Origin of the sequence: Olleya sp. AS48 (assembly GCF_038900355.1) — a bacterium.
GTDB lineage: Bacteria > Bacteroidota > Bacteroidia > Flavobacteriales > Flavobacteriaceae > Olleya.
The window spans coordinates 434,169-445,583 of record NZ_JBBMRD010000002.1; the positions used below are offsets into that span (position 1 = coordinate 434,169).

At 33.0% G+C, this 11,415-nt stretch carries 5 protein-coding genes; 4 read left to right on the forward strand and 1 reads right to left on the reverse strand.

The features are described 5' to 3' along the window. The first annotated feature begins 113 nt into the window (after positions 1-113). Complete coding sequence (locus tag WNY60_RS04960; protein ID WP_342861683.1) at positions 114-5,690, forward strand: MG2 domain-containing protein; 5,577 nt, start codon at positions 114-116, stop codon at positions 5,688-5,690. A 40-nt stretch (positions 5,691-5,730) separates the two neighbouring features. After that, on the forward strand, positions 5,731-6,204 hold the full coding sequence (locus tag WNY60_RS04965) for a hypothetical protein (protein WP_342861684.1): 474 nt from the start codon (positions 5,731-5,733) through the stop codon (positions 6,202-6,204). A gap of 20 nt (positions 6,205-6,224) precedes the next feature. Here the strand turns inward: WNY60_RS04965 and WNY60_RS04970 are convergent, their stop codons facing one another. Continuing rightward, positions 6,225-8,108 carry a T9SS type B sorting domain-containing protein gene (locus WNY60_RS04970; protein ID WP_342861685.1) on the reverse strand — a complete coding sequence of 628 codons (1,884 nt, stop codon included), beginning with the start codon at positions 8,106-8,108 and terminating at the stop codon, positions 6,225-6,227. A gap of 88 nt (positions 8,109-8,196) precedes the next feature. Between WNY60_RS04970 and pbpC the strand changes: the two genes are divergently transcribed. Together pbpC and WNY60_RS04980 are read left to right on the forward strand one after the other, a co-directional pair. Beyond that, positions 8,197-10,548 (forward strand): penicillin-binding protein 1C, encoded by a 2,352-nt coding sequence (pbpC, locus tag WNY60_RS04975; RefSeq protein WP_342861686.1) that lies wholly within the window; start codon positions 8,197-8,199, stop codon positions 10,546-10,548. 181 nt (positions 10,549-10,729) lie between these two features. Then, positions 10,730-11,415: choice-of-anchor J domain-containing protein (locus tag WNY60_RS04980; RefSeq protein WP_342861687.1), on the forward strand; the 686-nt coding region annotated here is incomplete at its 3' end.

Sequence of the window (11,415 nt, forward strand, 5' to 3'; positions counted from 1 at the left end):
ATTGAAAATTTGCAATAACTTTAACATCAAGTTTTGTTTTAATAACCAGATATCAAGTTTTTTCTCAGCAACTTCTCTTAACATAGATATAAAAATATAAAATACTGTTTACCATGAAATTAAAATCGCTATCAATCTTATTTCTTGTGTTTATACTAGCTAATTCTTGTAAAAAAGAGGTCACTGAAACGGATAACCTTTTTAAATTTAGAGATTACATTAGTTTTACAACGTCAGGACGCGTGTCTGTTGCAGATAATATAAACATCAATTTAGCAAAAGTGGTAGATGGATGGCAACCTGACCAAGTGCTTGATAAAAACGTATTTAAAATCTCACCTTATGTGGAAGGTAAAATTGTTGTAATAAACGATCATTCTTTAAGGTTTGTTCCGGATGAAAATTTAAAACCAGATACAGAGTATGCAGCGACAATTAATTTAGGCGAATTATATAAAGACCTTCCAAAACAATTTAGTAGCTATACGTTTCAGTTTAAAACTATTACTCCAAATTTTAATATTGAAACAAATGATTTACAATCTTACTCCAAAGAGTGGCAATACCTTTTAGGCGTTGCTAAAGCATCTGATATTATTACATTACAACAGGCTAAACAGTTAATTAGTGCAACTCAAAAAGGCAAAAACCTAAATATTGAATGGAACGAAAAAAGCCAGCCTTCAAAATATTTTGAATTTAAAATAGATAGTATTAATCGATTAGTTGAAGATTCTGAAATCTTAATTAAATGGAATGGCGAAGCAATTAAAGCAGACAATTCTGGAGAAAACACTTTTTCTATTCCTGGAAAAAACAACTTTAAAATCATGTCTGTAAACGTTATTCAGACACCAGAACAATATTTGTCAATTAACTTTTCTGACCCAATTAAAAAACAGCAAAATTTTGATGGTTTAGTCACTATCCAAAATAGCAAAAACCCTAAATTTATAGTAAACGGAAACGTGTTAAAAGCCTATCCTGAATCAAAAATTACAGGTAATGTACAAGTCGATGTTTTTCAAGGGATAAAAAACGTAGACGACTATAAACTAAAAACACCGTTTAGTGAAACTATCGCTTTTGAAGACGTCAAACCTCAAGTTAAACTAATTAATAGTGGTGTAATACTACCTAACTCTCAAGAGTTAAAATTCAATTTTGAAGCTGTAAACTTAAGCGCTGTAGATGTTAGAGTAATCAAAATTTTTGAAGATAATATTTTGCAATTTTTACAAGACAATACTCTTGAAAGTAATAATCAAAACCAAATAAGACGTGTTGGTCGTCGTATTGCTAAACACACCATTAAACTAATTGAAAACCCTATAGAAAATGATGGAAAATGGAAAACCTATAGCATTGACTTATCCAAATACATCAAATCAGATCCTGGTGCAATTTATCGTGTAGAGTTAGATTATAAAAAAGCATATTCGTTGTACGACTGTGACGCGAATGCAAGTAATAGCAGTGATAATGAAGAAGAATATTATGAGGACGATTATTATTATGAAGACGACTATTATTATGGTGGTGGAGATTATACTTACACAAATACAGAAGACGAAGATTTAAAAGAAGAAGAATATTGGGACAATATCACTTACAGCTATCGCGACAATAATTACAACTGGAGAGAACGCAATAACCCTTGCAATGATGCTTACTATAATAATAAGGTGATTTCGCAAAACTTAATTGGTTCTAATTTAGGAGCTATTGTAAAAAAAGGCGCTAGTAATACGTATCATTTTGCAGTGACCAATATTTTAACTACCAATCCAGAACCAGCTGCTAAGGTCGTTCTATACAACTTCCAACAACAAGAATTAGCAACTACTAATACCGATAATGATGGATTAGGAAAAATCAAATCCGATAAGTTGGCTGCTTTTGCAATAGTGTCTAAAGGTAATAATAACACTTACGTGAAACTACGCGACGGAAACTCGCTATCACTGAGTAAATTTGATGTTTCAGGAGCAACATTACAACGTGGACTTAAAGGCTATATTTATACTGAAAGAGGCGTTTGGCGACCAGGAGATTCTATTCATTTAACTTTTATGCTAAATGATATAGCAAACAAGCTACCAAAAGGACATCCAGTAAAATTAGAAGTAACTGATGCTAATGGTAAATTAGCTTATAAGAATATAAGTAATCAAGGCTTAAATAATTTTTATCAATTTAATATCCCAACTGCTACTGAAGACAAAACAGGAAACTGGAATGCAAAAATTAGCGTTGGAGGAGCAACATTTTATAAAGGACTTAAAGTCGAAACTGTAAAGCCTAATCGCCTTAAAATTAAAATAGATTTTGAAGACGATATACTTAAATCTAACACGCCATTAAACGGAAAACTAGCTGTAAATTGGCTACATGGTGCTCCAGCTAAAAATGTAAAAGCCGAAATTAAAGCAAAATTTAGCACCTCTTATTCTGGTTTTAAAAATTACGAAGACTATCAATTTTTAGATCCATCCAAAAACTTTAATACAGAAGAGGTTACCATATTTGAAGGTAATGTGGATACTGAAGGTTTAGCAAATATTACCAAAAACTTAAACATTGGACAAGATGCTCCTGGTATGCTAAATGCACAATTTTTAGTACGTGCTTTTGAAAACGGAGGCGATTTTTCCATGGATGCATTTACAATGCCATATGCTCCTTACAACTCTTTTGTTGGTTTAAAATCACCTAAAGCAAAAGCTTACGGTTCTTTTTTTACAGATGAAAATCACACGTTTGATTTAGTGACTGTGGATGATCAAGGAAAACCAATAAAACGTAATAATTTAGAGATTAAAGTGTATAAAATAGAATGGCGTTGGTGGTGGAACTCCTCTTACGACAATCTATCACAATATACCTCTAGCAGCTATCACAAACCATTTTTAAACAGCAAAGTAAATACTAATGTAAGCGGTAAAGCATCGTTTAATATTAAAGTGCCAGATAACGAAGGTGGTCGTTATTATATTACTATAAAAGATCCCGTTTCTGGTCACATGACTGGTCGCACTGCATACTTTTATAAAGACTGGTGGAAACGTCAACCTTCTGGAGATAAAGAAGCTGCAAAAATGTTAGTGTTTGCTGCAGACAAAGAAAACTATAATGTTGGCGAAACTGCAAAAATTACTTTCCCCTCAGGTACAGAAGGTCGCGCATTAGTTAGTATAGAAAATGGATCAGAGGTCTTACAAACTAAATGGGTAAAAACTAAAAAAGGAGAAACCACTGTAGATATTGCTATCACAAAAGACATGGCTCCAAACGTATTTATTAATATCTCATTGCTACAACCACACGCATCTACTGCTAATGATTTACCGTTACGCTTATTTGGTGTAATTCCGTTATTGGTAGAAGATCCAAATACTAAATTAGAACCAGAAATAAGAATGCCAAGCGTCTTGCAACCTGAACAAGAATTTGAAGTATTTGTTTCAGAAAAAAACAACAAAGCCATGACCTACACTATTGCTATGGTTGAAGAAGGGTTATTAGACTTAACACGTTTTAAAACACCAAACGCATGGCAATCCTTTTATGCTAGAGAGGCTTTAGGCGTAAAAACTTGGGATGTTTTTGATGATGTAGTTGGTGCATATAGCGGAAGTATAGAACAAGTTTTTGCTATTGGAGGAGATGGAAATGCTGCTGATGGAAAAAACAAAAAAGCAAATAGATTTAAACCTGTTGTTAAATTCCTTGGGCCATTCAATCTAGAAGCAGGCGAAAGAAAAACACATAAAATTAAAATACCAAATTACGTTGGAGCAGTAAGAACAATGGTTGTTGCAGGTAATAACACAACTGAAGCTTATGGAAGCACTGACAAATCTGTACAGGTCAAAAAACCTTTAATGGTTTTAGCAACGCTTCCAAGAAAATTAAGTCCAGGAGAAAAGGTAACACTACCTGTTACTGTTTTTGCTATGGAACCTAATGTAAAAAACGTATCGGTTAAATTAAAATTAAGCAAAGGAATTACAGTTGTTGGAGACCAAACTAAGGCACTAACTTTTGCACGTCCAGATGAGCAAATGGCTTATTTTGAATTAGATGTTAGCAAGGCAAAAGGCATTAATACTGTTGAAGTTATTGCAACTGGAAATGGAGAATCTTCAACTTATAAAGTAGAGATTGATGTTGAAAATGTAAATCCAATTTCGTCTAAAAGCCTAGATGCTACTTTAGATTCAAATGGGTCTAAAACTATTGACTTTTCGACATTTGGTGTTACTGGAACAAATAGTGCAAGCGTTGAGTTTTCAACATTGCCTCCAATGGATTTTACTAGAAGATTACAATATCTAGTACTATATCCTCATGGCTGTGTAGAGCAAACCACATCAAGTGTGTTTCCTCAGTTATTCTTGCAAGACATCTTTGATTTACCTTTCAATAAAAAACAAGAAATCCAAGCAAACATAGAAAACGGAATCAAACGTTTAGGTCATTTTCAAAGACCAAATGGTGGTTTAAGCTATTGGATTGGAGAAAACAGTGCTAATGATTGGGGAACTAGTTATGCTGGACATTTCTTATTAGAAGCAGAGAAAAAAGGATTTGTTCTACCATTAACATTTAAAAGTAATTGGATTAAATACCAAAAACAAGCTGCACAAAGTTGGAGACCAAGCTACAGAACATATAATTCCGACTTAGCACAAGCCTATCGCTTATACACTTTAGCATTAGCTGGAAGTGCAGATTTGGGAGCTATGAATCGTTTACGCGAATTTTCAGAAATTTCTAACGAAGCCAAATGGCGTTTAGCAGCTGCTTATGCTTTAGCTGGTCAAACCGAAGCTAGCATCCAAGTGTCAAGTACTGCAAATATTAACTTTAAGCCACAAAAATACAATTATTACACCTATGGATCTGTTGACAGAAACAGAGCTATGGCTTTAGAAACTATGATTTTAACTAAAGACAAACGGGTTAAAGATTTATCAGAAACCATTGCAAATGATTTATCAAGTCAACGTTGGATGAGTACACAAACCACTGCATATAGCTTACTAGCTATGGCTAAAAGGGTTAATGCAAATGGCGGAAAAGCCATGAAATTAAGCTACTCCATTAATGGTAAAACCGAAACAATCGATACTAAAAATGCTATTGCACAACGTACTTTAGCAATTAACGATGGAAGCAACAGCATAACCGTTAAAAACAACAAACAAAACATAGTTTATATACGTGTTTTAAATTCTGGAAAACTACCATTGGGTCAAGAGTTAGCAGAACAAAGAGGTCTGACCACAAGTATAATTTACAAAGATTTAAAGGGTAATAAAATTGATGTTTCCAAACTACAACAAGGTCAAGATTTTGTTGCAACAGTACAAATTACTAATACTAAAGACTACAACATAAATGACGTTGCATTGACTCAAATTTTTCCATCAGGTTGGGAAATAGTAAATACACGTTTTACAGACTTTGGAGCTTCAACTTCAAGTCAGGCTAGGTTTACAGATATTAGAGACGATCGTGTTAATTTTTATTTTGACTTAGGACCTAAAAAAACCAACACGTTTAACGTCATGCTTAATGCTTCGTATTTAGGACAATACTATTTACCAGGATTACAAGCTGAAGCAATGTACGATAACAACTTTTTTGTTAGAAACAAAGGACAATGGATTGAAGTTGAAAAATAAAAGTTTCCCACGAAAGTGGTATTTTTTTAATACTAAAACTATGAATTTTAAAGAAGTGCAAAGATTTAACCAATGGTGGCTTTGGGTGTTGTTAATTGGCATTGGATTGACACCAATATATGGTATTTATAAACAATTAATTATTGGTCAAAGTTTTGGAGATAAACCTTTATCTAATCAAGGCTTAATTGCTTTTACAATAATCCTTTTTTTAGTTATTGGGCTTTTTGGATTAATTCGTTTAAAAACAGAAATTGACCATTCCGAAATTAGAATGTCTTTTAATCCGTTTGTAAAAAAGAAGGTTAAATTAAACGATGTTAAAACCATGGAAGTTGTAAACTATGGTTTTGTTGGTGGTTGGGGAATTAGATTATGGACTAAATACGGAACAGTTTATAACATAAAAGGTAATAAAGGACTATCTATCACACTTAAAGATGGAAGTAAATTTATTATTGGCACGCAAAAAGAAACCGAACTTAAGTCTGTATTAAAAACTTTAAATTTATAATACTGCTTTCGCAGAAACCCTTATCGTTTTAAAGTAAAATGTCCAACACGACGCTGACCATCTATTATTATAACATACCAATAATCTGATGTAGGCATTGGGCTTCCATTAAATGTACCATCCCAAGAAAAGGATTTATTTTTTGAGCTTTTTAAAAGCTTGCCAAAACGATCATATATATAAACCTCTGAGGACTGAAAATATTGGATTCCTTTTAAATCAAAGGTATCATTGTTTGTATCGTTATTTGGTGTAAAAAATTGCGGTATGTAAAAGTGTAAAAACGATGTGGTCACGACATCATCACATCCATTAGCTTTAATATAAATTGTATACAAACCACCTTCAATATTAAAAAACACATTGGAATTCTGATAGTTAACACCATCTATAGAATATTCAAAATCACCAGTATTGCTTGTATTAACAACAATATCGTTTCCGTTGGAGGTAATACTATCAAGTAAAGGTGTTTCTAATTGGGCTACAATAAAAGTTATAATGGTAGTCAAACAACCATCAGTTACTTCTACGATATAAATACCAGAAGCATCTACTTCTAAAAACGATGTCGTTTGGCCTGTATCCCAAATATATGTTGGACTAATTATATCTGTAATGGCTTGTAAAGTAATCGTTTCATTTTGACAGAAATTTACAAATTCAGTTTCTTCATTAAATGGTTGGTCACCAATAATATCCCAAACACATGTAGTAGTATTAAATATAGTGGTTTCCCAACATTCTAATACTGAAGGTTGTAATGGTTGCGTACCAGAGACTTCCCAAGCACAAGTTGTAGCATTAAATATCGCAGTTTCCCAACATGCTACAATAGGCTGAATTGGTTGCGCACCAACAACATCCCATGAACAAGTCGTATTATTTATAGTTGCGGTTTCCCAGCACGCCAGTGTTGGAGCAGGTGGCAGTGGTGTTACATCTACCTGAAAAACTTCTGATACAACATTGCATAGATTATTATTTAAGTTTGCAACAGATTCAGCTACTTTACTCCTATAATATCTAGTATCTATAATACCATTAATGGTTATATTTTGAGTTGTTTCTCCAATAATATCGGTCCATGTGGTTCCGTCTAAACTCTCTTCCCATTGATAAAAATGAGTACTAAATACGCTATTATCTGGCGTTACTGTCAAAAACGTACTAAAAGGTGTTTGGCTACTACATAAACTTATCATATTAGAAGCTGATGCATCTGCTATTGATATATTATCTCCACAACTTTTAAAAACAATATCATCAATTGCAAGATCATTTCCGCATCCTCCAACACCATTATTTTTCATCTTTAATATAACAGACGTCTGACCAGGAAGTGTCTGAAAAACTAATCCATACTGTAACCACTCTGGTGAAGGCAAACTACCCAAGTTTCCGGTACTACCAGAGGCTAATAAATTAGTATCAGAACTATCCCAAATCTCAAAACTTACATTTATAGGTATAGCTCCTGAACCGCAAAATCCGGTAGAAGGTGTCAAATTTACTAACCACGAAGAAAACTCGTAAGATGTGTCCACACAAAGTCCATTAATAGTTGTTCGGTAAAACTCACCTGTTGTAAAATCAGAGTTTATTACCAACATTTTACCATTAACATCATCTAAAGTATGATCTTGAATTATAAACCAATCAAAAAAGTTAGAGGTATTACTTACCGTATAAAAACCATCTTCTGGCTCAGACCCATTAGCATAGGTATAGGTTGTTGTTCCTGCAGGTAAAGCACTTTGACCAATTCCAGTTCCAAAAGTTTCACTAAAAATAATATCTCCAGAATTACCATTACAAAATCCCAACTGCCCTATTGCATTTTGAGTTGCAAAAAATAGAGATAAAAATAAAATGATATTAACAGTAAATCGGTAGCTTTTCACGTTTATAATTAAGATATTATCATCAAGTATAAATGTATTTTTTTAAATTCACAATTATTAAAACAACTAAAGCCTTTTTGTAGCACTCATGTATAGGTTAATTGCTATTATTTCAAAACATTTTAAAAAAACAATAGTGTTTTTTATACTATTAGTAGCCTATTTTTTTTGTTTACCAAGTATACTTTTTAAAGATCCAACAGCAACTGTTATTACTAGTAACACTAATGTATTATTAGGTGCTCAAATAGCAAAAGATGGACAGTGGCGTTTTCCAGAAAGCGATAGTATTCCGGAAAAATTTAAAACGTGTGTTATCGCTTTTGAGGATGACTATTTTTATAAACATCCTGGATTTAATCCTATCTCTATAATTAAAGCCTTAAAAGAAAACTTAAATTCTGGTGAAGTCAAACGTGGTGGAAGTACAATTACCCAACAAGTTATTAGGCTATCTAGAAAAGGAAAATCAAGAACCTATTTAGAAAAGTTTAAAGAAATTATTTTAGCCACTAGATTAGAGTTAAGGCATAGTAAAGAAAAAATATTATCGCTTTATGCAAGTCATGCGCCTTTTGGCGGAAATGTTGTTGGTATAGATGCTGCGTCTTGGCGTTATTATAACAGAAACGCTCATGATTTATCATGGGCAGAAAGCGCAACTTTAGCTGTTTTACCCAATGCACCAAGCCTAATTTACCCAGGTAAAAATCAAAAAAAATTACTAGAAAAACGCAACAGGTTATTAAAAAAATTATTAGAAAACAATACTATTGATTCATTAACCTATAATCTTTCTTTAGCTGAAATCTTGCCTCAAAAACCATATCCATTACCACAAACAGCACCTCATTTACTACAAACTATTTCAAAAACTAATAAAGGAAAACGAGTTAAAACAACAGTTCAAAAACAACTTCAAGAACAAGTAAACAGCATTGTTTCTAATCATTATAACATTTTAAAACAAAATGAAATATATAACATTGCAGTTTTAGTTTTAGACGTTAAAACTAGAAAAGTTTTAGCCTATGTTGGTAACGCTCCAACAGATAAAGCACATCAAAAAAATGTAGACATAATTAACAAGCCTAGAAGTACTGGTAGTATCTTAAAACCTTTTTTATATGCTGCTATGCTTGATGCAGGAGATATACTTCCTAACACATTAGTTGCAGACATACCTTCTCAATTTGGAAATTATAGTCCCGAAAATTTTAATAAAGAATTTGATGGAGCTGTTCCTGCAAAACGCGCTTTATCACGCTCTTTAAATGTTCCTGCAGTTAGAATGTTACAAGCGTTTGGTTTAGATAGATTTCATCATTATCTAAAAGATTTAAAACTAAAAGACATAACCTATAATGCAAATCATTACGGATTATCCTTAATTTTAGGTGGAGCAGAAAGTAATTTATGGGATTTATGTAAAAGTTATGCAGCGTTCTCTTCGACTATAAATCATTTTAACGACACTTCAAGCGAGTATTTTTCTAATGAATTTTGCGAACCTACTTTCTACGACTCGCAAACCATTGATTTTGGAAAAAAAACTAATCAAAAAACACTTTTTGATGCTGCCTCAATCTATCTAACGTATCAAAGTTTAAAGGAGGTAAACAGACCAGAAGGCGATGACAATTGGGAGTTTTTTGACAATTCTAAACAAATCGCCTGGAAAACAGGTACTAGCTACGGTTTTAGAGATGCTTGGGCAATTGGTACAACAAAAGATTATGTTGTAGGTGTTTGGGTAGGTAATGCTGACGGAGAAGGTAGACCAGGATTAGTTGGTGTACAATCTGCAGCTCCAATTTTATTTGACGTATTTGATGCGCTTCCAAATAGTCAATGGTTTAAAAAACCTTTTGATGAAATGCAAGAAACTAGAATCTGTAGACTTAGTGGCTACAGAGCCTCGCTTAACTGTTTAGATACAGAGCTTCAATACGTACAACTAAGTGGTCTTAAAACAAAACCGTGTCCTTATCATAAGTTAATTCACCTAGACAAAACAAACACTTATCAGGTTAATACCTCTTGCGAAGATCTAAATAACATTAACACTCAGTCTTGGTTCACACTTCCTCCTTTAATGGAATACTATTATAAAAAAAAGAATCCTTTTTATAAATCACTTCCAACTTTTAGATTTGATTGTTTAGGTGAAAATGAAGTCACAATGCAATTTATTTATCCCAAAAATGAAAGTACTATTTATCTACCTAAGGATTTTAACGAAACGACGAACGAACTCGTTTTAAAAGTTGCACATTCTAAAAAAAATAGCACTCTTTTTTGGTATATAGACAAAACTTACATTGGTCAAACTACAGATATTCATGATATCGCAATTAAGCCCGAAATTGGAGAACATTCACTTGTTGTAGTCGACGAATTTGGTAATGAAATAAAAAGAAACGTGATAATTTCTAAATAATATTCTAAACACGATATATAAATCTTACAATTTTAACAATTAATACTCTTTTCGTCGAAAAAAAACGCATTACGTCTATCTGTGTTAAATTATTCTTAATAAAAGTATACCTTTAAATAACCAACTTGTGTTTTTCGCAAGGTTTTCAAAAAAAAATAAACTAACACCCAATCTCATTAAAATGAAAAAAACTACGTTCATTTTAGCTTTACTATTTCTACTAACAGGATGGCAAGCTAATTCACAAACTTATTTACAAGAAAATTTTAATGCCTCCATACCTGCAACCTGGACGATAACAGATGCAGGAGCAGCAACAGGTGATTCATGGATTTCTGGAATTCAAGGAGGTTTTTCAAGCTTAGATGGCACAAATGCAGCTATAGCAGATAGTGATGCAAACGGAAACGGTACGTTATTATTAGAAACGTTAACCTCTCCTGTTTTTGATGCTTCGGCAGCAACTGCACTATTTCTAGATTTTGACCAATATTACAGAAATATTGGAGCAGACAATGCTATCGTTGAGGTTTTTGATGGTACTGCTTGGGTCGAAGTATTAAATCAAACAGCATCAGCAGGTAATTTTAATGCACCTGACCAACAACACATAGATATTACAGCCTATGCTAACGCTAACATGCAAGTTAGATTTATATATAATGATGCCGATTCTTGGGCTTGGTATTGGTTAATTGACAACGTACTTATATACAACGCTACATGTCCAAACCCTTCAGGACTTACTTTAGATGCAGTAACATCTACATCTGTAGATTTATCTTGGACCTTAGGAGGGACAGAAGCTGCTTGGGAAGTAGTTGTTCAACCAGCTGGAACAGGAGCTCCAACTGGAGCAGGTTCTCC